The sequence below is a fragment of the Pseudoalteromonas sp. A41-2 genome (assembly GCF_015767615.1).
In the GTDB taxonomy this organism is placed as follows: Bacteria; Pseudomonadota; Gammaproteobacteria; order Enterobacterales; family Alteromonadaceae; genus Pseudoalteromonas; species Pseudoalteromonas lipolytica.
In genome coordinates this window covers 72,758-99,277 of the sequence record NZ_CP065231.1, presented here as the reverse complement: position 1 = coordinate 99,277, position 26,520 = coordinate 72,758, and the positions used below count along the sequence as shown (strand labels likewise).

Genomic DNA, 26,520 nt, shown 5'->3' with positions numbered 1-26,520 from the left:
GTGGTTTTTATAAACAGACTGCAATCATCGCCACGGCACAAACATAACCAACGAGCCAAACCAATGAACGCAGAATATCTTGGTTTATATAGTAAAAAATGCAGTACATAACACGTGAAACAACATGCATAACAGCCAATGTTTCGGTAACGTGATACACATTGTTAGTACTCATAACGACCGCTAAAGCAACACCAAAAACAATCAAAGATTCAAAACTGTTTTGGTGTGCAGCCAACGCGCGAGCGCCAAATCCTGTTAGTTTGCTCTGCTGCTCTCTTGGGTGTTTATTGTCGTATCCCGCAAGCTTATTTTGTGCAAATGCGACGGGCACTTTCGCTAAATAAGGTAATAATACAGCAATGAGTGCACACAGTATTAATGTTGTCATAACGCTTCCCTATTCTGTTGTATACACCTACCCTAACGTAAACAGAAAAAAGCCGCTACCTTTAACGACACCGTCTAACACAGCTGATTTTTTCTCAAGTTAATCGATAAGCTAATGCGCTTATAACACGGCTTTGTTACTCTAACAGCCTCTCCCCATTAATTTATTTTCAATATGACTTGGATTTTCTTAACCATTTTTGCCGCCTTTATGCAGTCGTGGCGAAATGCATTACAAAGTAAACTCAGCGCACATGTCAGTGTAGCAGGGGTCACTTTGGCACGTTTTATTGTTGCAAGTCCTATTGCAGCGCTGTATTTATTGAGCCTTTATCGTTATCAAGCAACCGCACTCCCCGACTTCAACCCTGCTTTTATTGGTTATATTGTTGGTGCAAGTGTTGTACAAATTGTCGCAACCGGCTTAATGGTTAAACTGTTTAAAATGAACAACTTTGCTGTTGGAGCAGGGCTTGCTAAAAGTGAAGCTTTAATGGCCGCCATTTTAGGAGTGCTATTCTTTGGTTCTGCGCTGTCTTTATTAGGTTGGTTTGGTGTATTTATTGGTGCCATTGCCGTCTTACTGCTCAGTGGGATTGCCAATGTCAAACACTTCAACTTAGGTACCGCGTTATTGGGATTGGCTTGTGGTACTTCATTTGCGCTTTCATCATCTTGGATCCGCGAAGCAAGTCTTAACTCAGGACTGAGTTTTCCGCATTCTGCAGCATGGGTTTTAGTACTTATTATTAGTCTGCAAACTATTATGCTGTGTTTTTATATCGCGTTAAAAGAACGCGACACCTTTGCAAAAATGTGGCAACACAAAGGCACGACAACTGCCGTCAGTGTGTGTAGCTGTTTGGGGTCTATAGGGTGGTTTAGTGCCATGAGTTTACAGCATGTTGCGTATGTGAAAACGCTAGGGCAAATTGAGGTGTTCTTTACCATAATGGTATCAATACTGTGGCTTAAACAGCCGCTAAAACGCCAAGACACGGCAGGGCTCGTGTTAATTGCGCTCGCGGCTATACTCGTTATGCTTCCTTAAAAGAGCGGCAATAGCCGCTTTTTTAATGACTGATTTTAAGCGTGATCACACCACTTATAATCAGTAATACACCCGCGATGCGACCAAATGTGGCTGCATCGCCGTAAAACAAAATACCCACTAAAAAAGTACCTGCAGCACCAATGCCTGTCCATACTGCATAAGATGTCCCCATGGGTATTTGTTTTTGTGCAAGCCATAACATGAACCCGCTGGCGACCATAAACGCCACGGCAATCGAAATACCTAACCAGCGGCTTTCTTGATCTTGCGACATTTTAAGCCCAACAGGCCAGCCTATTTCTAATAACCCCGCCACAATTAAGTATAGCCATGCCATTAGTCGTCTCTCTTTTTCAGTATCACATCGTACAAGTCTTCACGACGGTCTTTTAAGTTACGCACGGTTCCTTCGCTGTGAAGAATCTTCAACTTATCCATGTCTAAATCACTGAATAACAGCATTTCGGTATTTGGGGTTGCTTCGTTTAATGTCGCATCGTGTGGAAATGAAAAATCTGACGGCGTTAATACTGCCGATTGTGAATACTGTACATCAAGGCTTTCAACTTCAGGTAAATTACCAACAGAGCCAGCAATAACCACGTAGCACTCATTTTCAATAGCACGCGCTTGTGCACAATGGCGCACACGTAAATAACTGTTTTTAGTGTCTGTCCAAAAAGGCACAAATAAAATATCTAGGCCTTGTTTTGCTAAAATACGCGACAACTCTGGAAATTCAACGTCATAACAAATTTGGATCCCCACACGCCCCGCGTCGGTTTCGAATACCGCAATTTTATCGCCGCCTTGAATAACCCAGTCGTTTTGTTCATGAGGCGTAATATGTATTTTACGCTGCTCATCAATTTTACCGCTTCGATGACACAAGTAGCTGACATTATAAATCTTATCGCCCTCTGCCAGTGGCATTGAACCGGTAATAATATTGGCATTGTATTCAACAGCCATACGTGACATCGCATCGCGAAAAGTTTCGGTGTACTCAGCTAAGTAACGGATCGCTTCTGTTTGATTGCTTTGCTCAGTTAAGCCCATTATTGGCGCATTAAAGAACTCTGGAAATAAAATAAAGTCGCTTTTATAGTCAGACACTGTATCCACAAAATATTCAACTTGTTTTAGCAGTTCTTCTACCGAGTCAACACAGCGCATTTGCCATTGTACAGCCCCTACACGCACTATAGATTTAGTTGATTCAAGCACAGTATCAGTGGGTTCAAACATAATGTTATTCCACTCTAACAACGTAGCGTAGCCCACTGACTCTTGGTCTTCAGGTAGGTATTTTTTTAGCAGTCGTTTTACCTGAAAATCATTCGAAAGCTGGAAACTGAGAATCGGATCATATAATTCTTTGTGATCAACTTTCTCAATGTATTCCATTGGCGACATATCACTGCTGTGATTGTAATAACGTGGAATACGCCCGCCCGCTAAAATAGCGCGTAAGTTATACTGACGACAAAGCTCTTTACGTGCGTCATATAAACGACGACCGAGTCGCATACCTCGGTGGGTCGATGAAATAACCACATCTAATCCGTATAACGCATCGCCTTCTGGATCACTAAAGACACGGTCATGACCATCAACAATATCTTCATAAGTATGGGGGTTAGAAAAACGCGCATAATCAACTTGCACACTCAGTGCTATCCCTACTAAAACGCCATCATCCACAATCCCGATTTGACCTTCAGGAAATTGATCAATCAGTCTGAAAATCGTATGGCTTGGCCACGCGCCCCCCAGCCCAGGATAGGCTTGATCCATTAAAGTTTTTATTTGTGGATACTGCTCTTTCGTTAAATTACAGATCGCTAAATGCGTTTTTTCTGCCGGCATACATACTCCTTTTAGGCACGAGAGGACAAACCAAGCTGCAATGTGCATACTATTCTCTCAACTAATTGATTCTAGTCTGCATCTTTTGCTTGTTATGCTAAACCCTAAGCTTAGCAAATATCAGGTGAACACGTGTTTAATCCTGCGCCCAAATTGTGAACTTTTTTACTGTTATCTATGTGAATAACCTAGAATAGCTGATCACTGCTGAAATTATCATCTATACTTACATTCTCCCTGTCTGTATCTATGAGGTTGGTTTGATAAAACATCTACTTAAACAACCTACGCAGTCTGGATTAGAAGAAATTGAACATGTAAAGTTTCTCATCATTTCTAGAATTGCTTATTTTGCGTTAGCAGTTCATGCCTTATTAATACCAGCCTTTGCCCACATTGGAGCCAATACGCTTGCCATAGTAAACGTATTAAGTGTTTTTGCTTGGGGCGGTGGCATCTTTCTTATAAACCAAGGATTAACCTCATTAGCGCTGAGAGTATTTTGCCTCGAAGTGCTCATTCATGCAGTGGTGGTATGTGCAACACTGGGACTCAGCGCAGGGTTTCAATTTTATTTATGGACAATTTCTTGTATTTTAATGATCGACTATCAATTGCCGTTAAAACGCGCTGCTATTTATAGCTTTTTAATGATCATCACCTTTGCTTTGTTATATGTCTTTTTTGCCGAAGTAACCTATACCTTCTCCTACCCTGAACTCATTCCTCATATCAATGTGATCAACATCATTATCGCTGGATTACCCATGGTATATGGCATTGGCTTAATTAGAGAAATAACGATATCACAGCGAATAGAGCTGACAGAAATGGCCTCTCGTGACCCACTTACAAAATTGTATAACCGTCGTTTTGCAAAAAAACTCATCCTAGCAGCCCATAAAAAAAGCATTGAGAACGCTGATAACCTCTGCTTAGTTATGGCTGATATTGATCACTTTAAAAATATAAATGACAGCTACGGCCATGATAAAGGCGACACCATATTGTTGAATATTTCTGCCGCTATTCGTGCTTTTTTAACTGAAAATGATATTGCGGTGCGCTGGGGAGGAGAGGAATTTTTGTTACTACTAGGGCACACCAATCAACAACAAGCCTTTGCCAAAGTCGAAGCATTACGCCAGCAAATTGCAGCCATTAAACCGCATCAAGACTTTCCTGAATTAACCGTCACGATGAGTTTTGGCCTTATTGAATGGCAACCGTTAGCGTCGCTTGAGTGCATGCTGCAACAAGCAGATGCCGCATTGTATAAAAGCAAGCACTCAGGACGAAATAAAACCACCATCGCGACCGGACAAAGTAGCGTATTTAATAACGTTGACGCCGTTAGTTAACCGCGTTAATCGTAATACTGTGTACGATATTTTGCGGCAACAGTGGCGTCAACTCGCTAGACACATAATCATTAAACCCTGCACGGTAAAACTCCGATAAAGGATGACCTGACTGACCTCCAGGAATCGCCATAATCGCATTTTCTAGATAACCTGGCTGTACGATAAAGCGCTGTGATGCGCCAAAACTTCGACCTTGTACTGCGGGCATAAAAGTATCGCCAAACCCCTTAGCCGTTGGCATATTCAACAGCTTTTTAAGCACTGGGATCTGCTTAGCGAATGGGTGTTCAATCACCAATTGATTCACTTTTCCCCACTCCCAACTATGTAAATTAATGCCATACTGCTTCGTTAATTTAGCGACGGTGTGATCGAATGCTGCCAACATTTGCTGCTGCCAATCGCTGTACTTTGGATTTAACCAGTGTGCCGGTTTTTCCTCAATCAGTTGCCAAAGCGCAGGCTCTAAATCACGCTTTACATATTTCAAGCTACCGCCGTCTAACTTAAGTGTGTTTTCAAGAGGACTAAATAGGCTATTAATAACTTCGTCTCGATAACGCTTCACTAAGGTATAGCCTATTGAGTCGCTACAAGCACAGGCTTGCCAGTTGTTAAGCGCTGTTAAGTAAACAGCATACTTATCACCGGCAGCAGTTAATTGATTAACAAGTAAATTATGCCAATCTTTTAAAAAGCGCGCTTCGTTATCGTGTTGTAAGTCATAAAAGTCTTGTTCGTTAAACTGTTGTTTTTCAAATAAGCGATCGCGAATTTGCGCTGAACGAGCCCCCATCGCATACGCTCCATTACCAAAACGCGCATGGTCTGCTGCAGAAACAACACGTGAATTACCCGTCCAAAGGCGACCACTCTCAGGGTTTTTAACAAAGGGGCGATCGGTTTCATTATCATGCCATTTGGGAGAGTAATCTTGCTCCGATACCGCAAGCTGATGAGGCACTTTACGTGCCGGAATAGCCCCCATATTTTTCCATGCCGCACTGCCCTTATCATCAACCACCATGAGGTTTTGCACCGGAATACCAACATACTCTGCAAGCGCTAAAGCGTCATCGACATTGCGCGCTTGCTCAAGCTTTAAAAGCGCCATGTTTACAGCATAATCATGATGGGCAACCCAGCTTAAGGCGTATGGCTTACCGTTAATCTCTGTCACAGGGCCATATTCACTCATCGTTAATGCATAATGCTCAGTGCTGCCATCATTTAAGAGTATGGGTTCGTCGATTTGCCATGTTTTTTCTTTTCCATCCAGTGCAATCCAGTCAGCAGTGTCGAGGTACCCATTGGTAAACCCCCAAGCGATTTTATTATTAGTGCCCACAACAATAGCGGGCGCTCCCGGTAATGATACCCCTGTAATTTGCTGCATTTCTCCCTTTAATGGGTAATTCAATTGCGCGCGATACCAAATGATTGGCACAGCAAACGACAAATGCATATCATCCGATAACATGGCCGACCCTGTGGCGGTTAAATCGCCTGTTACTGCCCAGTTATTACTGCCTACTTCTTGGTTTTCATCAATGTGAGTCATCGCCCACAGCGGCTCATTTAATGCGGGAATCTTGCCTGAATATGGGACTAATTTACTATTATCTAGCGCGGCTTGATAGGGACTCGGTTGAGTTATAAATTCAACCATTGCATTACCGTACCGTTGTTCAATTTCAATCAGTGTTTTATCACGCTCAAAGGTTGCCGTTTGCAAATCTAAGTACATACTAAAAATAATCAGTAAACTGTCTTCACTTTGCCAAGGCTTGGCCTCTGCGCCCGTTAAAATATACTCAAAACTGTCGAAACCAACTTGTGCATGCCCTTCATTGACTCCCGCTGTATAGGCTTTTAATAAAGCCTGATCTTTATCCGGTAACTGTGCGAGCATAATTTGGCTGCGTTGTCGCAATTGATGAAAGCGCATTTTTTTATCAAGGCCTAGAGCTGCTTTTCCAAATAGCTCACTCAGTTCCCCTGCTGCGTTTCGACGCAATAAATCCATTTGAAAAAAGCGATCTTGCCCATGCGCAAAGCCAAGTGCATAAGCGGCATCTAAACGGTTTTGAGCATGAATTACGGCTTGCCCCAGCTTATCGCGCTCAATTTTTACTGAGTGGGTAATTGCCGAGCTGGTTCCCCGACCATCTAAAGCAGGTAAACTTAAATTCAACACACCATAAGTGATCCCCGTAGCGAGTAGCCCCACTATAAGTAAGCTTATTAGTAACCATTTGATTATCTTAAACATGCCCAAATTCCTTGCGCGAAAGTAACAAATACATGGGTATAGTAACCCGTGCTTTGTGAAAAAATAGTGTTACGATACAAATAATTAAATTTAACGTGGACAGCTCAATTGTCCATTGTTAATTACGACAGAAATTGTCTATAGTAGGAAGATAGTATAATACGCAATAAGACTTATGCCGCTAGCGACTGAAAACGACAATAAAAAGCTAAGAAAACTCAGGCTCGCTTTCTGGTTTTCGCTCGCGCTAATTGTATTGATTGGTTTTGTATTAGATCACATAAATTACAACCGCGGAAAAGACGCCTTTCGCTCTCAAGAACTGGCGAAATTAAGCGCCTACCGTGCTGAACTTGAATCAATCCTCATTTCAAATATCCAGCTTGTTCGTGGCCTTGCTGTCGCGGTTGCTGCCGAGCCCAACCTTGATCAAACACGCTTTGCACAAATTGCAGCCCCTCTATTTGAGACCTCTTCAGAGCTTAGAAATATTGGTGGCGCGCCCGATATGGTTATTCGTATGGGCTACCCGCTAGAAGGTAACGAAAAGTCGATTGGCCTTAACTTTTTAGAGAATGCAGCACAGCGCGATGATGCCATTAAAGCACGTGACGAGAATACCATTGTCATGGCGGGCCCATTAGAATTGGTGCAAGGTGGCCACGCATTAGTCGCCCGAATGCCTGTTTTTATGCCACCTGACCATAAATTTTGGGGCTTACTCTCGGTGGTGCTTGATATTAATAAGATCTATACCAACTCTGGCTTGGTCTCATTAGGTAATCATTACGACATAGCACTACAAGGGCGAAACGGCAAAGGCCAACACGGTGAATTCTTTTATGGTCAAAAGCATATTTTAGAAAACACGCCACTCAGTTTCAGTATTACATTTCCGGGTGGTGAATGGCGCATGTATGCGGCGCCAAAAGCAGGTTGGAGCCCTCCTAGTTCAACAATATGGCCACTTAGGATAGCCATAATTTTGGTTTGTGCGTTATTTGCTAGCGCATCGCTATTTTTCTTAAAAATGCTAGAACGACAATACAAAAGCGAACGAATGCTTGAAACCATGAGCAGTCTTGCCAAAATCGGCGCGTGGTCTTTTAATCTTGAAACCAAAAGCATGTATTGGTCAGATATGACCAAGCAAATATTTAACTATCCGATAAATAAACAACCTGAATGGCCTACCAATTTTAACGGCTTTAAAGCGGGCTTTAGCCGCGACAAAATTCGCCACCTTTACGAGCAGGCGCTTAAACATGGCAAGAGTTTTGAAACACAAATTCAAATTATTAATGCAAAAGGTGATGCGGTTTGGGTTTTAGTCCACTGTGAGGCTGAGCATAAGAATGGTCGATGCATCAAGCTATTTGGCTCAATTCAAGATATAGATGCGCGCAAACTAATTGAACTTGAAAACCAGAAAATAGCACTACACAACGAAATTTTAGCATCTTTAACCGTGAATGATGCAGTCCTGACTGGCAACTTAAACCTGTCTAAGCATGTAATTGTGCAAGCAATTTGCCATGCGCTCAATGTCGACCGTGCAAGCATTTGGTTGTTTAGCGACGATAGGCAGTCACTCAACACTTTTGCTATTCATGATCAGAGCAACCCACAATTTAGTGACCCCATCTGTTTGCAGCAGATTGAGGTGCAAAACTATTTTGATGCCATTAACAATAATGCCGTTATTAACGCCAGCGATGCTCAACAACATCCCTTTACTAAAGACTTATACACGGATTACCTTGATAAGTTTGATATTCGCTCTCTGCTTACGGTGATTATTCCTACAGGCAGTAAAACTATGGGGGTGGTATGTGCTGAAAAGTGCCATAGTCGCCAGCAATGGAGTAAAAACGAAGAAAGCTTTTTAATTGCCGTGGCTGCTCTGATTGGTAGCCTACATGCCAGCCAACGTCGTATAGAAACCGAGCAACAACTGGTGCAAGCGAAAGAAGCCGCAGAGCAGGCTGTTAAAGCTAAAAGTGAGTTTTTAGCCAGTATGAGTCATGAGATACGCACGCCCATGAATGGCGTAATTGGGATGCTTAATATCATCAAGCAAACCAAGTTAGATAGCCAACAAAATCATCATATTCAATTAGCACAATCATCTGCTGAGTCGTTATTGCATATTATCAACGATATTTTAGATTTCTCGAAAATTGAAGCAGGCAAATTAGATATTGAAAATATTAGCTTTAATGTATCAAAACTACTGGGTGACACCGTTGAGTCATTTGCGATTAAAGCAGAGCAAAATAACACCAAGCTTGTGCTTGATGCCACCCAAATTACCCATGAATTTATTGTTAGCGATCCTAATCGTATTCGACAAATTATTAATAACCTACTCGGAAATGCGATTAAATTTACAAAAGATGGCGAAATAATCGTCATTGCGACGGTCAAACAGATTGACGATGCGATGTATTTAGATTGCTCTGTCGTTGATTCTGGGGTTGGTATTAAACCTGAAAAACAAGCCACATTATTTGATTCATTTACCCAAGCCGATGCTTCAACCACGCGCCGATACGGTGGCACGGGCTTGGGTCTTGCTATTGTAAAGCAGCTGTGTAAGTTGATGCAGGGTGATGTCAATGTGGTTAGTTCTTATGGCGAAGGCAGCACCTTTAACTTTTCCATTAAGGTAAAATTAGATTATAAAAAACAGTCCCTCGAGCCTAGCCATATCATTGATAAAAAACAGATATTAATTGCCGACAGCTGTACTCTAAGCAGTAATATTGCCAAAAAGCAGCTGCAATTATGGGGCGCAGAAGTCGAAGAAATAAACGACATGGCCAGTTTATTAAATCGCGCCAAACAACAAAATGGTCAACGTTGCGACGCCATTTTTGTTGATTATCAACTGTATATGCAAGCAAGTGCAGCCGAAAAACAGGCCTTTAAAACACATTTTAATGCAACCCGCTGTAAACGCATTTTAATGGCCCCGATGAGTCTGACAGAAAAACAAACAAGACAAACACTGAAAGTTGAGAGTATTATCTTTAAGCCATTAACGCCCTCTGATTTGTTTAACTCTCTTGCTAACGATAAATATATCGAGCAGCAACAAATCAATAAAGAAACCTTAGTAAAAAAAGTAGCAACGTACACTGTAAATTCGGCATCGCAAATATTGTTAGTTGAAGATAATAAAGTAAATCAGATGGTTGCAGGCGCGCTGCTAAAACAAGCCGGTATTAGCTTTGACATTGCCGAAAATGGCCTTGAGGCAATTGCAAAAATAGCAAACCGAGAACATATGCCCTACGAATTAATTTTAATGGATTGTCAAATGCCTGAAATGGACGGTTACCAAGCGACACGGGCAATTCGTAACGGCGATGCAGGCACAGCACATCGCGAAGTTAGTATTGTTGCGCTTACAGCTAATGCGATGCAAGGCGATAAAGAGCGCTGTTTAAACGCCGGTATGAATGATTATTTAACCAAGCCGCTAAACTTTGATTCACTTAATAAAAAACTATCCGTGTGGTTAGACACCCACCAAGAAAGAGAGTAAAACAATGCAATTATCTCCTAATCAACAACGCGTTATTGGCTGTTTACTCGAAAAACAAAGTACAACACCCGAACATTATCCACTGTCTTTAAATTCATTAACCAATGCCTGTAATCAAAAATCAAATCGGGAACCTGTGCTCTCTCTTACTGAAGCCGATGTGCAAGACACGCTTGATGAGTTAATTGCATTACGCCTTGTCACTGTTGATGAGGGGCTGTCGGGTCGCGTGAATAAGTACGCGCACCGTTTTTGTAATACTGAATTCGGCAGCTTGCAATTTACCGAGCAGCAACGCGCCATTATTTGCTTGTTATTACTACGCGGCGCACAGACGCCGGGCGAATTAAGAACGCGCAGTAATCGCCTTGCTGAGTTTGCAAGCGTCAATGAGGTCGAAAGCGCTTTAAACTATCTAATTGAGCAAGAGTATGTTACTCGCTTAGCGCGTGAGCCCGGTAAACGCGAAAGCCGTTATCAACATCTATTTGTTGATCCACAAAGTGTACATGAAATAACGCATTCAGCAGAGCCTGAACACGATCGTGTCGATGAAGTTGAGCAATTACGGGCTGAGATCGACGAACTTAAGCGACATATAGACACTATAAAAGCACATTTAGGGCTTTAATAAAAAGCACCCGTAACATAATACCCCTAGATTCAACGCCAAAAATAACATAAAATAGGAGCTCTACCATGCGTGCCGATATTCTGGCAGAAATGAAAGTCCAACCCACGATTGACGTAAAAGCGGAGATCACTCGACGCGTCAACTTTCTTAAAAGCCGACTGCTTGCTGCGCACTCGCGCTCGCTAGTATTAGGTATTAGTGGCGGTGTGGACTCTTCAACCTGTGGCCGTTTATGTCAATTAGCCGTGAATGAATTGAACCAAGAGCATAACACCAACGAGTATCAATTTATTGCTGTGCGCTTACCGTACGGTATTCAAGCCGATGAAGACGAAGCGCAAATGGCCGTTGACTTTATTCAACCCAGCAAGCGCATGACCGTTAATATTAAAGCCGCTGTGGATGGCATGCATGAGCAAGCTATGGCGGCTGTCATCGGCGCTGGGGGTGAATTGCCTGAACAAGCAAAAATCGATTTCATTAAAGGTAACGTTAAAGCTCGCCAACGTATGGTCGCGCAATACGAAATTGCTGGTTTTTGCCAAGGCCTCGTTGTAGGCACAGATCACAGTGCTGAAAATATCACAGGGTTTTACACTAAATTTGGTGATGGTGCATGCGACCTTGCGCCATTGTTTGGTCTGTCGAAACGTCAAGTTAGAGCGCTTGCCGAGCACTTAGGTGCCCCAGCACTGCTCGTACACAAAGTACCAACAGCCGACCTAGAATGTGACCGCCCAGGTTTAACCGACGAAGAGGCGCTCGGCTTAACGTATGAGCAAATTGATGACTTTTTAGAAGGGAAAGATGTGAGCAGTGAAGTAGAGCAAAAACTAACGGCGATTTACCTGCGTACACAGCACAAACGCCAAGCTATCCCCACTGTTTACGACGCGCTTTAAACTGCATTTAACAGCTCATAAACCGTAAATGACACTTCAAGGGCAATTAACAGCAATAAAAAGCCTATTAATTGCCCGCTTTTGACCCGCGCACACACATACGCCCCCAATGGCGCACCAAGCACAACCACAGGGATCGCGGCTAATAAATACGCTTCAACCTGCGCAGTAACTACGTTAAGAAAGAAATAGTTTACACAACTGGCCACCACCGAAGTCAACGCCATTATAATCACCGTGGTTGCTGTCGCACGTTGAATATTCGCATTGTATGCAATGACGAGCAGTGCAAATATGGCAATATCAGCCCCTGAACCAACTAACCCCGATGCAATGCCACCAATAACAGCCACCAGCGCCACTCGCGCTTTATTCACGGTAATATCAGTTTGACTGCAAATATGCTGGGCTCGTCGGTAAATACGCCACGCTAATGTGAGCGCAAAACACAACAGTAGTGAACTAAATACCCCTTTCACGACTAAGCGAGGCACGTAATCTGCAATAAACAGTAAGCTAAAAATAGCGCCCACAATTGCCAAAGGCGCAGCAATCAACACCACGTGCTTGTAATAGGCAATACGACCAAAAATAATTGTTAAAGCCGCGGCTGTCATACCAAAACTTTGAATCGCTAGAGAGAAAACTTTAGCTGTTGCAGGCTCTATTGCTAATACTTTGGTCATCACAGGAAACGCCACCGCCCCGCCCCCTAATGCCGTACCTCCGGCAACAAAGGATCCGAGAGCCATCGTGGCGGCAATACTCAATTGCGCCATAAAGTGACCCATTAGCCCGGTGGCTCCTTGAGAAAATAATAAGGAACAGTACACACTGATAATGAACAGCCATGGCATAAACCGTAACCAATGCCATGACCTTAAAAAAGCAAACATAAGCAGCTAGAAGAATCTCGAGTGCGATTATTATGCCTGACTCTTGAATTTCAGCAAATGATCTATATAGAGATTAGATACGTAAAAGTTTTGCTTACATGATTGCAGTAAAGATGAAATAGTTCTGTAATTTGGTTTATAGTTGTTACAGTAACGTACTCTTAATGCATACCTTATCGCATTAAAAAGTCTAAGGATTTATATTAATTTATGTCATCGCCCATTTTAATTACTGGTGCAGGTCAACGTATAGGACTTGCTTTAGCAGAGCACTTTTTAGCACAAGGGCAAGCAATCATTGTCACTTATCGCACACGTCATGAAGCGATTGATACACTTGCTGGAAAAGGGGCAACCTGCATTCATGCAGATTTTAATAACGACGAAGCAATTGCGCACTTTATTGAACAATTAAAAAGTCACACAAACCAGCTTAAAGCAATTATTCACAACGCTTCAAGCTGGGACTGCGAAGCAAATAATCACGATTATGCTGCCCTGTTCGACAACATGATGCGCATTCACGCGAAAGCCCCCTATTTAATAAATCTCGCTTCGGCAGACTTATTACTTAATTATCAAAAAAACACAGGACACCCTGCCGATATTATTCATCTTACTGATTACGTAGTTGAAAAAGGCAGCCCTAAACACCTTGCTTATTCTGCGAGTAAAGCCGCGCTTGATAACTTAACAAAATCATTTGCTGCAAAATTTGCCCCAGCAATCAAGGTCAATGCTATCGCCCCTTCACTCATCATTTTTAATGAACACGATAGCGACGAATACAAAGCCAAAACATTGAAAAAATCGTTGATGGGTATTGAGCCCGGCTGCGCCGAAATTATTAACAGTGTAGAGCTACTACTTAACAGTCATTACATCACAGGCCGTTCGATGCCCGTTGATGGTGGCAGACATTTAAAATAACGAATTATTGAGAAACCTATGCACGATGATTTAAAAAAGAGTTACCAAGGCATTATTAGCGCTGTAGGCGAAGACCCTCAACGCGAAGGCTTACTAGATACACCTAAGCGTGCCGCAAAGGCGATGGAATATTTAACAAAAGGCTATCGTCAAACGTTAGATGAAATTACCAACAACGCGGTGTTTACCTCAGATGCTGATGACATGGTATTAATTCAAGATATTGAACTTTACTCAATGTGTGAGCATCACTTGCTACCCTTTGTTGGTCGTTGCCACATTGCTTATATTCCAAATGGTAAAGTACTTGGTTTATCAAAGTTTGCACGTATTGTTGATATGTTTGCACGTCGCTTTCAAATCCAAGAGCAACTTACTCATCAAATAGCGAAAGCAGTTGAAGAAGTCACTGGAGCAAAAGGCGTGGGGGTGATTGTTGAAGCGAAACACATGTGCATGATGATGCGTGGCGTTGAAAAACAAAACTCAAGCATGCGCACCTCAGTGATGCTTGGCAACTTTAGGGCTGATCCAAAAACCCGTAACGAGTTTTTACAACTAGTTAGAGGGTAATTATGGCCAATGCAATTATTAATGTAACGAATTTAAGACTGAGAACCTTTATTGGTTTTAACCCAGACGAGCGGGAAAAAAAGCAGGATGTGGTGATCAACTTAGAAATTCACTACCCGGCTGACCAAGCATGTGAAACAGATGCCGTTGATAAAGCGCTCAACTATAAAACCATCACTAAAGAGGTGATCAGTCTTGTGGAGCAAGGGCATTTTTTACTCTTAGAAAAACTCGTTGCAGAGATACTGGCAATTTGCCATGAGCACCAGAGCGTTCATTACGCTAAAGTGCGCGTTGATAAACCTCATGCTCTTCGCTTTGCTGACTCTGTGTCACTCACACTTGACTGGCAAAAAGACTAAAGCAACCCTTCTAGCCCAACCGCAAAGGCAAGCACGGCTAAATAACGTGCGCCTTTGCCAAGGGCAACTAATATCAAAAACACAGAAAATTTAACTCTAAATATTCCCCCAACCACTGTCAGAGGGTCGCCCACAACAGGCAGCCATGCAAACAACAAACTGTATATGCCGTACTTGTTAAATTGCGTTTCTGCTTTTTTAATTGATTTTTCTGACACCGGAAACCATTTACGGTTTTTAAAACGTAAAACTTGTGTTCCTAACCAATAGTTTACACAGCTCCCTAACACATTGCCTAAGGTGGCACTAAGCCACAGTAACCATAAAACGTAGTTGCCTTTGGCTACCATCGCTGTCATGACTAATTCTGAGGAACTCGGTAATAAGGTGGCTGAAATAAAAGCAGTAAAAAAAAGTGATAAATAGGCCATTACACACCAAAAAAGACAAGCTCAGCACGGTTACTGAGCTTTAACAGTATATTGCAATCCCATTATTTTATAAATTCAATACTCAACGGGTAGTTAACGTCTTTACCATCATTGGCCTTAATTGCACTGACCACCACCATGATAAAAGCAAACACCGCAATCACAGGCAGTAAAATCACGCCAATCACTACAAAGATAAGTAAAAAACTCACGATGTAGGCGATCATCATGGTTAATTGAAAATTAAGTGATTTACGGCCATGCTCGGCGACTAATGGCATTTCATCCTTTTTAGCAAGCCACACTATAAGCGGACCAATCACGGAACCAAAGGGGATCAACAGCCCTGCAAACGAGCTTAAGTGGCATAACATCGCCCAAGTGCGTTGCTCTTTATTACATTCCACTAATTCAACTTTTTGATTATCTTCCATTTTATCTCCTTGTTGTATTGTTTTCGTTTTTCATTTGCCTATATTATGAGGGCAGATTAAAAATTAAACGCTCACGATGCAAATGAAAAAAACACGCATAACACTGATACTCTGTAGTTTTCTAGCAACCGCTTGTTCTTCAAACGGAGCAAAGCAAGCTACGACCCCAGCGTTACCTCAAAACGATTACGTCACGTTTATTAAACCAGGCGGATCATTTAAACATAGCCAATTTACTGATATTGAAAACTATATCGTACAACTTAAGAATAAGAAAAAACTAATTATTTTATTTGCCACCTGGTGCGCTGATTCTCAGCGTACTATTGAGCAATTACAAGCAAGTCCATGGGTCAATAATTCTGAACTGCAAATTATTGCGATTGGCCGTGAAGAAAATTCCACGTCGTTGGCACAGTTTAAACGTGACTACCATCTTAACTATCCGCTTATCAGTGATGAAAATCGCACAATTTATAATGCCTATGCAAACAAAGGGATTCCTCGCCTATTGCTACTCGATGAAGATAACCGACTGATTCAAGAAGAAAATGGCGAAGATGTATACGCCCTTGAACGGCTACTTAATTTGCTGTGATAAAAAAGTGATAACTTCGTGAGGCTTTCTTGATATTGCGCTTTGATACTGTTTTTAAATCATCAAAAACAGGAAAGAACAATGAAAGCTTTACCTTTATCAATGTTAGCAGCCAGCGCTTTGACTAGTTTTTTAGGCCAAGCGGCTGAACTGGACATTAAACTGACCAACCTCACCCAAGGGTTACATTTTACCCCAGTGCTCATTGCAGCCCACAACAGTGAACATAAGTTATTTAACGTAGCAATGCCTGCCTCAACGGCATTACAAACAATGGCTGAAGGCGGAAATTTAGAGCCTTTAATTAATGAAGCGACTGCTGCAAGTAGTGACATGGTTGCGAATCCTGCAGAAGGCTTATTAGCGCCTACCAGTTCCACTATGGCCACATTAACCACCAGCGATGGCAACAATTATTTATCGCTAACTGCAATGTTACTCCCCACCAATGATGGTTTTGTCGGCTTAGATAGCTGGATGATTCCATCGCAAGCAGGAACTTACACCGTGTATTTAAATGCTTATGATGCGGGTACAGAAGCCAATGATGAACGTGTTGTTGAGGGTGCGGGTGCGTTAGGTGTTTTAGGTATTCCTGCGGCACCTGGTGGGAATGCTGGTAGTGGAGCAAGTGGTGTAACAAGTAACGAAAACAATACCATGGTACACATTCATCCAGGTAACTTAGGTGATGACGACCTCGAAGCGGGTATCAGTGATCTTAATAATACAGTACACAGATGGCTTAACCCTGTTGCGATGTTAACTGTAACCGTGAAGTAGGAGGCCGTTATGCGCTTTTCAAAAAGCTTAATTATACTCGCGCTGGGTGTAAGCCTCGCAGCATGCAGTGATTCAGATAACAATGATGTGGAAGTAAAACCTCCCGTGGTTGTCACTCCGACAAGCTACGAATTTACTGTGACAATAACCAATTTAACCGCCGCACAACCTTTTTCTCCTGTTGCCCTTATCGCTCACACAGAGGGTATGCTATGGCAAATAGGAAACTCTGCTTCAGAGGCATTAGAAAGAATGGCCGAGGGCGGTGATAACAGCCAACTATTAACCGTTGATTTTGCAACACACGCTCAGAGTGCTGAAAGCCCACTACCTCCGGGAGAGCAACTTACTCTTACACTCACCACGGAGCAGCTTGAATCATTAAAGATTAGCTTAGCGACAATGTTGGTGAATACAAATGACGCTTTTACCGGTCTTAATGCTATAGACGTGTCTTCGTTAGCTGTTAATGAATCACTTTCTCGCCATAGTCATGCTTATGATGCTGGTACAGAGACCAACTCAGAAGCACATGGTACGATCCCAGGTCCTGCTGACTCAGGAGAAGGTTTTAACGAAAGCCGAGATGATATCAACAGTGTAGCAATGCACCCTGGTGTTGTTAGCCAAGATGATGGTTTACGAAGTTCAGTGCTAACGAACCAACATAAATTTGATAACCCTGTTGCTCAGATAATCATAACGCGGACGCAATAATAATAGCACCCACTTACGCTGAGGGCATAGGGAGGTGCCTTAGCGATTTGGATATGACTATGCGCACAGAAAAAGTATTAATTGTTGAAGATGACCGAACTATACGACACTTGATCGCCACCCAGTTACAAAGCTTAAACCTACACATTGATGAAGCATGCAGTGCTGAATCAGCGATTAAAAAGCTTGCTAGCAATCACTATGGGCTTGTATTACTAGATATAAACTTGCCGCAGATGGATGGATTAAGTTTATGTCGAAAAGTTAAGGAACATTACCCAACTATCGCAGTCATTTTACTAACCGCTCTTAGCAGCGATATGGATAGAGTTATAGGGTTAGAAATGGGAGCAGATGATTATATTTGCAAACCTTTTTTCGCCAGAGAGTTACAGGCACGTATAAAAACCCAACTACGCCATCGCGCACAGCTTCTTATGGCACAATCAAGTAACGAGCAAACTGAGAAACAACCCATAATACAACTAGGCAAACTGCACATAGAATTTGCCAGCCACCAAGCATTTTTAGCTAACCAAGCAATTAACTTAACCGCCACCGAGTTTGATTTACTGGTGTATTTTGCCAAGCACCCGAACCACGTATTTAGCCGACAACAATTACTCGACCAAGTGTGGGGTTATCAACACAGTGGTTATGAGCATACAGTGAATTCACATATCAACCGTCTGCGGAGTAAATTTGAGCAATACCATCAAACACCATTTATAGAAACCGTCTGGGGTGTTGGCTATAAACTAAACCCTCGTCAGTTGAGTGCCAATTAATGCACTCGATGACCTTATATCAAAAGCTCGCATGGTCGTTCATATTTATTTTTAGCCTGTTGTGTACACTGGTATTCAACTGGAGTAAACAGCTGGAGCAAAGCGCCCAAGATCATGCACAACAAAACCTGCATTTACAGTTAGCTGAGCACCTAGTGAATGACAATCCATTAATTAAACAAGGTGTCTATGACTATAAAGCTTTGGAGAACTTATTTCATACCTTGATGATCCTCGGCCCGGCTTTTGAATTCTACTTTGTTGATTCAACCGGTAAGTTACTGACCTATTCGGCTAAACCTGGGCAAGTAATTAAACAAAAAATAAATCTCGTCCCTATCAAAGAACTAATTAATAAAACGAGTACAACACCGATTTACGGTGATGATCCTCGCAGTAATACCCAAAAAATATTCTCTGCCGCGCCGGTTTATAACCAACAACAATTGCAAGGTTATTTGTACGTGATTATTGGTGGTCAAACCTTTGATACTTTACTTAATAATATTAAAAGTAATGACATTCTTAAGATTGGTGCAATAGGGTTTGTAGTTGCAGTCATTACGTTACTTATTATCATGCTTATTCTCTTTCGATTTTTTACCTTACCCCTCACGCAGCTAAATAACGAGATTTGCCAAATTAGAGCGGCAAATTACAGCTTAACAAAAATGACACAAAGCCCACGCTATTCGGGTAACAATGAAATAGGTAACTTAAGCAAAGGAGTTCATGGCATGTTGTCTCGCATTGATGATCAATTAAAATCGTTACAACAGGCAGATAAACAGCGCCGCGAGTTACTCACTCACCTTTCGCATGATTTAAGAACACCGCTTGCTTCATTGCACGGATTTATTGAAGTAATAAAAAAACCCAAAAGTCATTTGAATGAACACGAAAAACAGCACTACTTAAGCCTTGCTATGGATAACTGCCAGCAGTTAAAACTGTTAATAGAACAAATTTTCGAACTAGCGCACTTAGAAAGTGGCCAAGTAAAAATAAACACAGAAACCTTTAATCTAGGAGAGCTTATTTATGATTGCCTGGCCAAGCTAGCATTAACTGCACAAAAAGCCGGCATAACTCTCCAGGTTATCCCTGAAATCTGCGATTTCACCGTGACCACGGATATTGCCAAACTAGAACGTATATTAACCAACCTGATCGAAAATGCTATTCGCCATACTCCGGAAAAGGGCACTGTCTCAATTAGCGTGTCACAGCAAAGTGAGCAACTTTACGTCACAGTATCAGACACGGGTATCGGCATACACGAAGACGAGTTACACGCGATCTTTGAGCCACATTATCAAGCACGAAACAGTATAAAACGAGGAACATCAGGGCTAGGGTTAGCAATATGCAAGCACTTACTAACCCTAATGGACAGTAATATCGAAGTGAAGAGTACCTTAGGGAAAGGCAGCCAGTTTCGCTTTAACTTATCAAAATAGGCATCAATAAAAGCGCATTGATGCCTTTTTGCTTATTGTTGATAACCCGCTAAATCAAGCATAAAGGCATAGTACAAGGCGGTGTCTTGTAAGCTTTTAAAGCGTCCCGACGCCCCTCCATGCCCGGCTTCCATATCTGTTTTAAACAGTACTAAATTGTTATCTGTTTTGTATTCGCGCAGTTTAGCAACCCACTTTGCAGGTTCGAAATATTGCACCTGCGAATCATGTAACCCTGTAGTGACCAACATATGAGGATAGGCTTGTTTTTTTACTTGATCATACGGTGAATATGACAGCATATAATCGTAAAATACTTTTTCATTCGGATTACCCCACTCGTCATATTCGTTGGTTGTTAGTGGTAAACTTGTGTCTAACATCGTGGTGACTACATCAACAAATGGCACTGCAGCAATCACCCCGCTATAAAGCTCTGGCGCTTGATTAACGACCGCCCCCATTAATAACCCTCCGGCACTGCCTCCCATGGCAAATATGCGTTCTTTGTCACCATACTTTTGTGCAACTAAAGATTTAGTTACATCAATAAAGTCATTAAACGTATTTTTCTTATGAAGTAATTTGCCATCTTCATACCAAGGGCGACCAAGCATTTGAGAGCCACGAATATGTGCAATCGCAAACACAAAACCGCGGTCGAGTAAGCTCAAACGCGAGCTCGAAAAACGCGGATCCATCGTCGCACCATACGAACCATATCCGTATTGTAAAAGAGGGTTACTGCCATCTTTTTTAAACTTATCTTTACGATAAACAAGGCTGACCGGTACATCAACACCATCACGGGTTGTTACATAGATACGCTCAGATGCATAGTTACTTGGCGTAAAGTCACCCAAAACGTTGCGCTGCTTAAGCACTGTTTTTTCGCCGCTTATAAGGTCGATATCGTAATGGGTATCTGGGGTTGTCATACTTGAGTAGTAAACACGTAAACGAGGATTATCCAGCTCAAAATTTCCATAGCTATCAACCATATAAGTTGGATCATTAAAAACAATCACTTGTTCATTTTGGTTTCGTAAGTCACGAATAGTTAAACGGGTTTGCCCCATTTCACGTTCCTTGTATACCAAATGATTCTTAAATAACTCGATATCTTCAAGTTTAACGTTATCCCTACCCGCAATCACCGTTTGCCAATGGCCTTTATCATGCGCTTGTGATTGATGTACCTTCATTAATTGAAAATTAACGGCATGTAGATTGGTGACTATGTAGTACCAATCCCCGTGCTTTTTAATACTATATTCAAGTTCTGGTTCACGCTCAATGAACCGCTTCGGCAAAGTACCTGTGTCATTTGCATCAATAACAGAGACACCAGAAGCACTAGTACTTTCATGATAAATATAGATTTTTTGATGGTCTTTACTCTTACCTATGCTGGTGTAATAGCGAGTATCTTTTTCTTCATAAACCAGTTCATCATCAGCTTGTGGGGTGCCTAATGTATGGCGATAAACCTGATAACCTAATAACGTTTGTGGATCTTTTTTAATGTAGTAAAAAGTGCGGTTGTCATTTGCCCAAACAACATCTCCCTCACTCCCTTCTATCGTATCTGCCAGTCGCTCACCACTGACCAAGTCTTTCACTCTAATGGTATAAATACGCCGACTTAAAGTATCTTCACCGTATGCCAATAAATGCCCATTAGGGCTTACCTCTAAGCCTGTTACAGCAAAGTAGTCATGCTCTTTAGCAAGCTCATTAACATCCAATATGACTTGTTGGTTGTTACCATCACTGGATTTGCTTCGCACATAAATTGGATACTCATCATCACCTCGCGTCTGCGATGAGTAATAATAGTCTCCCTTTTTGGTAGCCACAGAGTTATCGTCTTTCTCTATACGACTTTTAAGCTCATTAAAAAGTGTATCTTGCAGCGCTTTTGTATGCGCCATCGTGCGATCTACGTAAGTATTTTCAGCAGTGAGGTGGGCAATTACCGCCTCATTTTTACGCGCATCATCACGCATCCAGTAATAGTTATCGACACGCGTATCACCATGAATACTCATTTCATGGCGAATTTTTTTTGCAATAGGTGCCGCTATAACTGCATTTTCTGTAATACGTGATTGCTCAATATTATGTGCGGTATCAGGGACTTTATTACACGCCGTTAAAACGGCAAATGAGAGTGCTGCAAAGCAGAGAGAGTAACCAACGTTCATGAGATTCCTGTTGTATTTTTTATTATTCATCCTCCAATATAAGTAAAAACAGAGCAAGATATAAGCATGCTTTGTGAAGCAATGTAAAAAGGGAGCCGAAGCTCCCTTTATTAATTACAAATCAAGTCATTACTTTTGCTTGCGACGGCGCATAAATGCAAACGGTGCAGCTAGTAAAGTTAACCATGCTAATGAACCTGAATCATCTTTATCATCATCGTCATTACTACGAATGTCATTCACTTCAACTTCAACGTTTACTGCGTCTGACATATTGCCGGCAGAATCAACAGCAATTACAGAGAATGTAAATTCACTTTGGAATTCATAATCAAGCTCGCTCGCAACACTAATAACACCATTAGTATTAACAGTAACTAAGTTGCTACCCGATACGATAAATTCAACAACTGGCGTTTCATCTGAATCAGGATCAGAGAACTCTAACGTGCCAATCACAGTACCTAAAGCAACATTCTCATCAACAGAGAAGCGTTGTCCTGAAGCTATAACAGGCTTAGATTCTGCTGGGTCTTCTGTAACTTCAATAGTAACTAGAACAGCCTCAGACATATTTTCAGCACTGTCTATCGCAGTAACCATTAATTCGATAACTGGTGTTGTATCAAAATCAATTTCACCTACAACAGTCAGGCTGCCCATTTCATCAATAGCAATACCATCATGACCTTCTACTGAGTAAGAAACAATTGGCGTAGTTTCAGCGTCTGGATCAGATGCCAAAACAGTACCAATCACTGTTCCTGACACTGCATTTTCTTGAACAGTAAACATTTGACCCGCTTCCACAACTGGCATCATTTCAGCGGCTTCATCTGCTAAGTTATTAACCATTACTGTAACCATAGCCGGTTCAGAAATATTGCCAGCAGAGTCAGTTACCACAACTTCTATCTCTATAGACACAAGTCCTGCGTCGAAATCAAGCATTGCTTCATCCATTACAACAACATCACCTTCAGAAGTTACTGAAACAGCTGTTGAATTGGAACTGAGTACAATAAACTCAGAGATAGGGTTTGCAAGATCTGCACTGTATGTTGCTTCAAGTGTGCCAATAACAGTACCTGTCGATGTATTTTCATCAACGCTAAACATTGCATCAGAAAGAACTGGGGCTGAATTTGCGTCATCACGAGGTGTTGCTACAAATGCTTTAGAACCTGAATCAGACAGGATCATGAAGTCTGCACCTGCGTTTAATAGCGTTGCTGATGCACCAGGCTCAACTGAGCTTACTGCTTCACCAGCTTCATTCACAAGTACAGCATATACATCATTAGAAGCATCAGTAAACGTATATGTTCCCATTGCAACATCGCCTGCACCTGTAGCGATTGGTGTCCATGTTTCTTCCTCTGTACGGAAGCGAACATTTGCTGAGACTTTACCAATATCTTCAGCAGTTAAACCAAAATCACCCAAGCAGCTTTGCATTGTTAAGTGATTATTACCAATGATTTGATAGATATTATTCAGCGCGCCAGAGCTGCTTCCATAACCATGTGTAAAGGTAATTGCAGTACCAGGCTCAACATCATAGAACCACTCAAGTTTACCATTTTGAACTGTTACATCGTATGTACCATCTTGGTCTATATCGAAGTCAGCCATAAAGCCACCCACATAAGAGTGAGTGATACCTTCATTCATCACTACCGTAGTTAAAGTAACAAAACCGCTTGCACAGACTTCTGTTGGCACAGCAAACGTCTCAATTGACGCGCCCACTAAATCAAAGCGTTGGTCTTCATCTATTTCATCAGTCATTACTGTTGGTGCAAATACTGGTTCAAGTGCCACTGCACCAGTATTAGTTAACGTATGAGCAAGGCCATCTTCTGTCATCACAGGAGTAAAGCTCATTGCAGCGTTTGCTTTTGGCAATACGTGATACACAAGGTGGAATGCTCTTTCACTACCATCAGAGAAGACTAACGCACCATCAAGCTCTAAGTTTGTTAAATCAGCAGTGACTGCTTGCGAGCCAATGTTATCATCCGTCAGTGTCCATTCTGGTAATGTAGTAGGGTCAATCGTTGCTGTCACATCAAATGATAGCGTTTGACCTGCAGGAACAGTGATTGTCTCTGGGTAATCTAATGAGAATGAACCACGGTCAATATCGTTTTGATAACGCTGTTCTAAAGAAAGCGAATACACTTTGACTTCATTCGAGAAGTTCTTAACTTGTACCGTTTTTGTTAATTTAACTGTTTCTGATGCATTCACTAAACCAAACGAAAGAGCCGCTTGTTTGGTATCTGCTGCCCAAGCAGCAACAGGTAAGTTTGCAGCTTTATTAACATCAACTAAACCCGCACCGATGTAACTAATTGGCGCAAGTTCAGCATCTGGGTTAAGTGCTAATGGCTCCATTGTTACGTTTAAGTTAGCGGTATTCATTAACGTTGCTTTAATTTCAAGTGCATTGCGCTCTGGTAATGCTTCTTTCAGTAAACTCACTGCACCAGCCGTGATAGGACCAGAGAACGAAGTACCTGTAGCGCCTGTTAAACCATCACCAAGACCTGGGTGAGCCGTCATAATGTTCACGCCCGGCGCGGTAATTTCTGGTTTTAATAAACCGCCCATTGATGGACCACGTGATGTAAAGTCTGCAATTGCACCAGACAATACTAAACGCTCAACAGTTAAGTTAAATGTTCCACCCGCTTTAAGCGCAGCACCTGCTGTAAATGTTACACCTACAGAAGGAATTGTGACTGCTGCATCGGCACCGCCCATAGGTGCTGGCGTGCCATCATCTGTATTATTTGCAATGACAACGAACTCTGCACCTTTTGCTTGAGCTGCTAATACTTTAACTGTGAATGCACACGCACCACGGTCAATAATCACACCTTTGCCAGTAAAATCAACGTCATCAGCAAATGCTTCACACGCTGTTTGATTTGCTTCTGGGTAAACTAATTCAATGTTGTCATTTGTGTAACTAAATGCAGTTTGTGGACCGAAGCTAGCTGGTTGAACAATAGTTTCTTCATCGTTAACTGTACCGCTAGCAACTGACTGCTCTTCTGTAGGGTGAGTCATTGCTCCAACAGACAACGCATTCTCTGTTGTACTCGGACCACCAACAATAAATGGGTATGCACCATCATTACCCGCTGAAATAACCACGTTAGTGCCTAGCTTTACAGCCTCATTAATGAAAAGTCCAACCGCGTCGTTAGCAATGTCACCATAGTCACCACCTAAAGACATATTAATGACATCTACACGATCAGAAATATCACCATCACCATCAGGGTCCATCGCATTCTCTAACGCAAGTAATTGCGCCAACCCTGGACAGTTAGCAGCACACACTGAATAAACAAATAAATCAACATTTGGTGCAATGCCATTCACAGAGTGAGATACGTGCGTACCATGGTTTGTCGTTACATCTATTGGATCCGCATCATTATTAATGTAATCGAAACCACCAAGCACTTTTCCTTGCGGCCAATCAACAGTTGTAGGGTCTGCAATGGCTGCTTCATAGGCAGCTTCAGTGCCTTCACCACCAAATGCAGTGTGCGTATAATCAATACCTGTATCTAGTACAGCAACACGTACACCTTGACCCGTCGCTAAGCCATTCGCTACAAGTGGAGTCGCTTCAATATAGTCAGCACTATCAGCTACATGTAATTTGTAATCATAGACGGGATAAATACCTTCAACTTGCGAGTTTGAAAGTAATTTTGCGATATCTTGTTTGTTACCATTCAGTACAACCGAGCTTACAAGTGTTGATGTCTTAGCTACAACTTGAACGGGTAAGTCCATACTCTGAATAGCTTGCTCTACACTGGCTTGTGCTAATTTGGCTTGTGCTTGAACTGAGGCAACATCTGCCCCTAAACTTTTTGCATTAATAGTTGCTGGCACATTTAATTTAACTAACCAACTAGTCACTTCACTGCGAGTATTTTGTTCTTTTTTACTTACCGCACTCGGTTTAATTAATTCTTTACCTGCTAGATTATATTTTGAAAAATCATTCGCTTGCGCGCTGGCACATAGTGCACTAGTCACAGCTAAAGCAACGGCTGTTCTTTTTATTAGATTATTAGACATGGGTTCCCCTGGGATATGTTATGTTATCGTCTAAATAGTGATTGAAACTACGTTTCAGTACCAATATAAAACGTAAACACAAACCAGAACAACATCTCGATTACATTATGGTTACATTACAACCTACAAAAGGTGCCAATGTTAATCTACCCCATTGTTTTAATTGAGCTTTGACATCATAAATTTGATGTAAACG

Annotated in this window: 22 protein-coding genes; 13 read left to right on the top strand and 9 right to left on the bottom strand. The window is 41.9% G+C overall.

Features of this window, described 5'->3' with window-relative positions; genetic code table 11:
* Positions 1-7 precede the first annotated feature (7 nt).
* Positions 8-391, bottom strand: a complete 384-nt coding sequence (locus tag IT970_RS00510; protein WP_196857505.1) for an MAPEG family protein — start codon at positions 389-391, stop codon at positions 8-10.
* A 174-nt stretch (positions 392-565) separates the two neighbouring features.
* On the opposite strand from IT970_RS00510, the gene IT970_RS00505 reads away from it, so the two are divergent.
* Complete coding sequence (locus tag IT970_RS00505; RefSeq protein ID WP_196857504.1) at positions 566-1,441, top strand: DMT family transporter; 876 nt, start codon at positions 566-568, stop codon at positions 1,439-1,441.
* 22 nt (positions 1,442-1,463) lie between these two features.
* On the opposite strand, the gene IT970_RS00500 is transcribed toward IT970_RS00505, so the two are convergent.
* Positions 1,464-1,781 (bottom strand): DMT family transporter, encoded by a 318-nt coding sequence (locus IT970_RS00500; RefSeq protein WP_036974404.1) that lies wholly within the window; start codon positions 1,779-1,781, stop codon positions 1,464-1,466.
* Positions 1,781-3,313 carry a carbon-nitrogen hydrolase family protein gene (locus IT970_RS00495; protein WP_036974402.1) on the bottom strand — a complete coding sequence of 511 codons (1,533 nt, stop codon included), beginning with the start codon at positions 3,311-3,313 and terminating at the stop codon, positions 1,781-1,783. The genes IT970_RS00500 and IT970_RS00495 overlap by 1 nt, the downstream gene beginning before the upstream one ends.
* A 260-nt stretch (positions 3,314-3,573) precedes the next feature.
* Between IT970_RS00495 and IT970_RS00490 the strand changes: the two genes are divergently transcribed.
* Entirely contained in the window at positions 3,574-4,674 is a 1,101-nt protein-coding gene (locus IT970_RS00490; RefSeq protein ID WP_231387302.1) for a GGDEF domain-containing protein, read from the top strand.
* On the opposite strand, the gene IT970_RS00485 is transcribed toward IT970_RS00490, so the two are convergent.
* Positions 4,667-6,949 carry a penicillin acylase family protein gene (locus tag IT970_RS00485; protein WP_196857503.1) on the bottom strand — a complete coding sequence of 761 codons (2,283 nt, stop codon included), beginning with the start codon at positions 6,947-6,949 and terminating at the stop codon, positions 4,667-4,669. The genes IT970_RS00490 and IT970_RS00485 overlap by 8 nt on opposite strands.
* Before the next feature lie 175 nt (positions 6,950-7,124).
* Here IT970_RS00485 and IT970_RS00480 point away from each other — a divergent pair, with 175 nt between their 5' ends.
* The 3 genes from IT970_RS00480 (at position 7,125) to nadE (ending at position 12,035) form a co-directional block, all read left to right on the top strand.
* Positions 7,125-10,499 (top strand): response regulator, encoded by a 3,375-nt coding sequence (locus IT970_RS00480; protein WP_196857502.1) that lies wholly within the window; start codon positions 7,125-7,127, stop codon positions 10,497-10,499.
* 4 nt (positions 10,500-10,503) lie between these two features.
* The gene (locus tag IT970_RS00475; RefSeq protein WP_180311280.1) at positions 10,504-11,130 is read left to right on the top strand and encodes a YceH family protein; all 627 of its coding nucleotides are present in this window, start codon (positions 10,504-10,506) and stop codon (positions 11,128-11,130) included.
* 68 nt (positions 11,131-11,198) lie between these two features.
* Entirely contained in the window at positions 11,199-12,035 is an 837-nt protein-coding gene (gene nadE / locus IT970_RS00470; protein WP_180311279.1) for an ammonia-dependent NAD(+) synthetase, read from the top strand.
* Here nadE and IT970_RS00465 read toward each other — a convergent pair.
* Positions 12,032-12,826: a sulfite exporter TauE/SafE family protein gene (locus IT970_RS00465; protein WP_230237323.1), complete on the bottom strand. Its 795-nt coding sequence runs from the start codon at positions 12,824-12,826 to the stop codon at positions 12,032-12,034. The genes nadE and IT970_RS00465 overlap by 4 nt on opposite strands.
* A gap of 315 nt (positions 12,827-13,141) precedes the next feature.
* Between IT970_RS00465 and folM the strand changes: the two genes are divergently transcribed.
* The 3 genes from folM to folX are packed head-to-tail and all read left to right on the top strand — an operon-like array spanning position 13,142 to position 14,796.
* Positions 13,142-13,861: a dihydromonapterin reductase gene (folM, locus tag IT970_RS00460; RefSeq protein WP_036974391.1), complete on the top strand. Its 720-nt coding sequence runs from the start codon at positions 13,142-13,144 to the stop codon at positions 13,859-13,861.
* Between the two features lie 18 nt (positions 13,862-13,879).
* Positions 13,880-14,434: a GTP cyclohydrolase I FolE gene (gene folE, locus IT970_RS00455; protein ID WP_036974389.1), complete on the top strand. Its 555-nt coding sequence runs from the start codon at positions 13,880-13,882 to the stop codon at positions 14,432-14,434.
* Positions 14,435-14,436: 2 nt separating this feature from the next.
* Entirely contained in the window at positions 14,437-14,796 is a 360-nt protein-coding gene (gene folX / locus IT970_RS00450) for a dihydroneopterin triphosphate 2'-epimerase (protein WP_036974387.1), read from the top strand.
* On the opposite strand, the gene IT970_RS00445 is transcribed toward folX, so the two are convergent.
* A complete protein-coding gene (locus IT970_RS00445; RefSeq protein ID WP_036974386.1) occupies positions 14,793-15,227 on the bottom strand; it encodes a YqaA family protein in 435 nt (144 codons plus the stop codon). The two genes, folX and IT970_RS00445, sit on opposite strands and share 4 nt — an antisense overlap.
* 62 nt (positions 15,228-15,289) lie before the next feature.
* A complete protein-coding gene (locus IT970_RS00440; RefSeq protein ID WP_036974384.1) occupies positions 15,290-15,661 on the bottom strand; it encodes a DUF4870 domain-containing protein in 372 nt (123 codons plus the stop codon).
* 82 nt (positions 15,662-15,743) lie between these two features.
* Between IT970_RS00440 and IT970_RS00435 the strand changes: the two genes are divergently transcribed.
* The 5 genes from IT970_RS00435 to IT970_RS00415 all read left to right on the top strand — a co-directional run bounded on the left by IT970_RS00435 (position 15,744) and on the right by IT970_RS00415 (position 20,007).
* The gene (locus IT970_RS00435; RefSeq protein WP_075594415.1) at positions 15,744-16,259 is read left to right on the top strand and encodes a TlpA family protein disulfide reductase; all 516 of its coding nucleotides are present in this window, start codon (positions 15,744-15,746) and stop codon (positions 16,257-16,259) included.
* A gap of 81 nt (positions 16,260-16,340) precedes the next feature.
* Positions 16,341-17,042, top strand: a complete 702-nt coding sequence (locus IT970_RS00430) for a spondin domain-containing protein (protein ID WP_075594395.1) — start codon at positions 16,341-16,343, stop codon at positions 17,040-17,042.
* Positions 17,043-17,051: 9 nt separating this feature from the next.
* A complete protein-coding gene (locus IT970_RS00425) occupies positions 17,052-17,759 on the top strand; it encodes a spondin domain-containing protein (protein ID WP_075594396.1) in 708 nt (235 codons plus the stop codon).
* Between the two features lie 59 nt (positions 17,760-17,818).
* Complete coding sequence (locus IT970_RS00420) at positions 17,819-18,547, top strand: response regulator transcription factor (RefSeq protein ID WP_074989615.1); 729 nt, start codon at positions 17,819-17,821, stop codon at positions 18,545-18,547.
* The gene (locus IT970_RS00415; RefSeq protein ID WP_180311278.1) at positions 18,547-20,007 is read left to right on the top strand and encodes a sensor histidine kinase; all 1,461 of its coding nucleotides are present in this window, start codon (positions 18,547-18,549) and stop codon (positions 20,005-20,007) included. Before IT970_RS00420 ends, IT970_RS00415 begins: the two co-directional genes overlap by 1 nt.
* A gap of 32 nt (positions 20,008-20,039) precedes the next feature.
* Here IT970_RS00415 and IT970_RS00410 read toward each other — a convergent pair whose 3' ends face one another.
* Together IT970_RS00410 and IT970_RS00405 are read right to left on the bottom strand one after the other, a co-directional pair.
* Entirely contained in the window at positions 20,040-22,214 is a 2,175-nt protein-coding gene (locus IT970_RS00410) for a S9 family peptidase (RefSeq protein ID WP_118843877.1), read from the bottom strand.
* A 129-nt stretch (positions 22,215-22,343) separates the two neighbouring features.
* Entirely contained in the window at positions 22,344-26,324 is a 3,981-nt protein-coding gene (locus IT970_RS00405) for a S8 family serine peptidase (RefSeq protein WP_075594399.1), read from the bottom strand.
* Positions 26,325-26,520: the final 196 nt, after the last annotated feature.

What these genes read in the sequence shown, in the direction of transcription:
- IT970_RS00510 (WP_196857505.1), bottom strand. Translation starts at nt 391, where the DNA reads ATGACAACATTAATACTGTGTGCACTCATTGCTGTATTATTACCTTAT.
- IT970_RS00505 (WP_196857504.1), top strand. Translation starts at nt 566, where the DNA reads ATGACTTGGATTTTCTTAACCATTTTTGCCGCCTTTATGCAGTCGTGG.
- IT970_RS00500 (WP_036974404.1), bottom strand. Translation starts at nt 1,781, where the DNA reads ATGGCATGGCTATACTTAATTGTGGCGGGGTTATTAGAAATAGGCTGG.
- IT970_RS00495 (WP_036974402.1), bottom strand. Translation starts at nt 3,313, where the DNA reads ATGCCGGCAGAAAAAACGCATTTAGCGATCTGTAATTTAACGAAAGAG.
- IT970_RS00485 (WP_196857503.1), bottom strand. Translation starts at nt 6,949, where the DNA reads ATGTTTAAGATAATCAAATGGTTACTAATAAGCTTACTTATAGTGGGG.
- IT970_RS00480 (WP_196857502.1), top strand. Translation starts at nt 7,125, where the DNA reads ATGCCGCTAGCGACTGAAAACGACAATAAAAAGCTAAGAAAACTCAGG.
- IT970_RS00475 (WP_180311280.1), top strand. Translation starts at nt 10,504, where the DNA reads ATGCAATTATCTCCTAATCAACAACGCGTTATTGGCTGTTTACTCGAA.
- nadE (WP_180311279.1), top strand. Translation starts at nt 11,199, where the DNA reads ATGCGTGCCGATATTCTGGCAGAAATGAAAGTCCAACCCACGATTGAC.
- IT970_RS00465 (WP_230237323.1), bottom strand. Translation starts at nt 12,826, where the DNA reads ATGGGTCACTTTATGGCGCAATTGAGTATTGCCGCCACGATGGCTCTC.
- folM (WP_036974391.1), top strand. Translation starts at nt 13,142, where the DNA reads ATGTCATCGCCCATTTTAATTACTGGTGCAGGTCAACGTATAGGACTT.
- folE (WP_036974389.1), top strand. Translation starts at nt 13,880, where the DNA reads ATGCACGATGATTTAAAAAAGAGTTACCAAGGCATTATTAGCGCTGTA.
- folX (WP_036974387.1), top strand. Translation starts at nt 14,437, where the DNA reads ATGGCCAATGCAATTATTAATGTAACGAATTTAAGACTGAGAACCTTT.
- IT970_RS00445 (WP_036974386.1), bottom strand. Translation starts at nt 15,227, where the DNA reads ATGGCCTATTTATCACTTTTTTTTACTGCTTTTATTTCAGCCACCTTA.
- IT970_RS00440 (WP_036974384.1), bottom strand. Translation starts at nt 15,661, where the DNA reads ATGGAAGATAATCAAAAAGTTGAATTAGTGGAATGTAATAAAGAGCAA.
- IT970_RS00435 (WP_075594415.1), top strand. Translation starts at nt 15,744, where the DNA reads ATGAAAAAAACACGCATAACACTGATACTCTGTAGTTTTCTAGCAACC.
- IT970_RS00430 (WP_075594395.1), top strand. Translation starts at nt 16,341, where the DNA reads ATGAAAGCTTTACCTTTATCAATGTTAGCAGCCAGCGCTTTGACTAGT.
- IT970_RS00425 (WP_075594396.1), top strand. Translation starts at nt 17,052, where the DNA reads ATGCGCTTTTCAAAAAGCTTAATTATACTCGCGCTGGGTGTAAGCCTC.
- IT970_RS00420 (WP_074989615.1), top strand. Translation starts at nt 17,819, where the DNA reads ATGCGCACAGAAAAAGTATTAATTGTTGAAGATGACCGAACTATACGA.
- IT970_RS00415 (WP_180311278.1), top strand. Translation starts at nt 18,547, where the DNA reads ATGCACTCGATGACCTTATATCAAAAGCTCGCATGGTCGTTCATATTT.
- IT970_RS00410 (WP_118843877.1), bottom strand. Translation starts at nt 22,214, where the DNA reads ATGAACGTTGGTTACTCTCTCTGCTTTGCAGCACTCTCATTTGCCGTT.
- IT970_RS00405 (WP_075594399.1), bottom strand. Translation starts at nt 26,324, where the DNA reads ATGTCTAATAATCTAATAAAAAGAACAGCCGTTGCTTTAGCTGTGACT.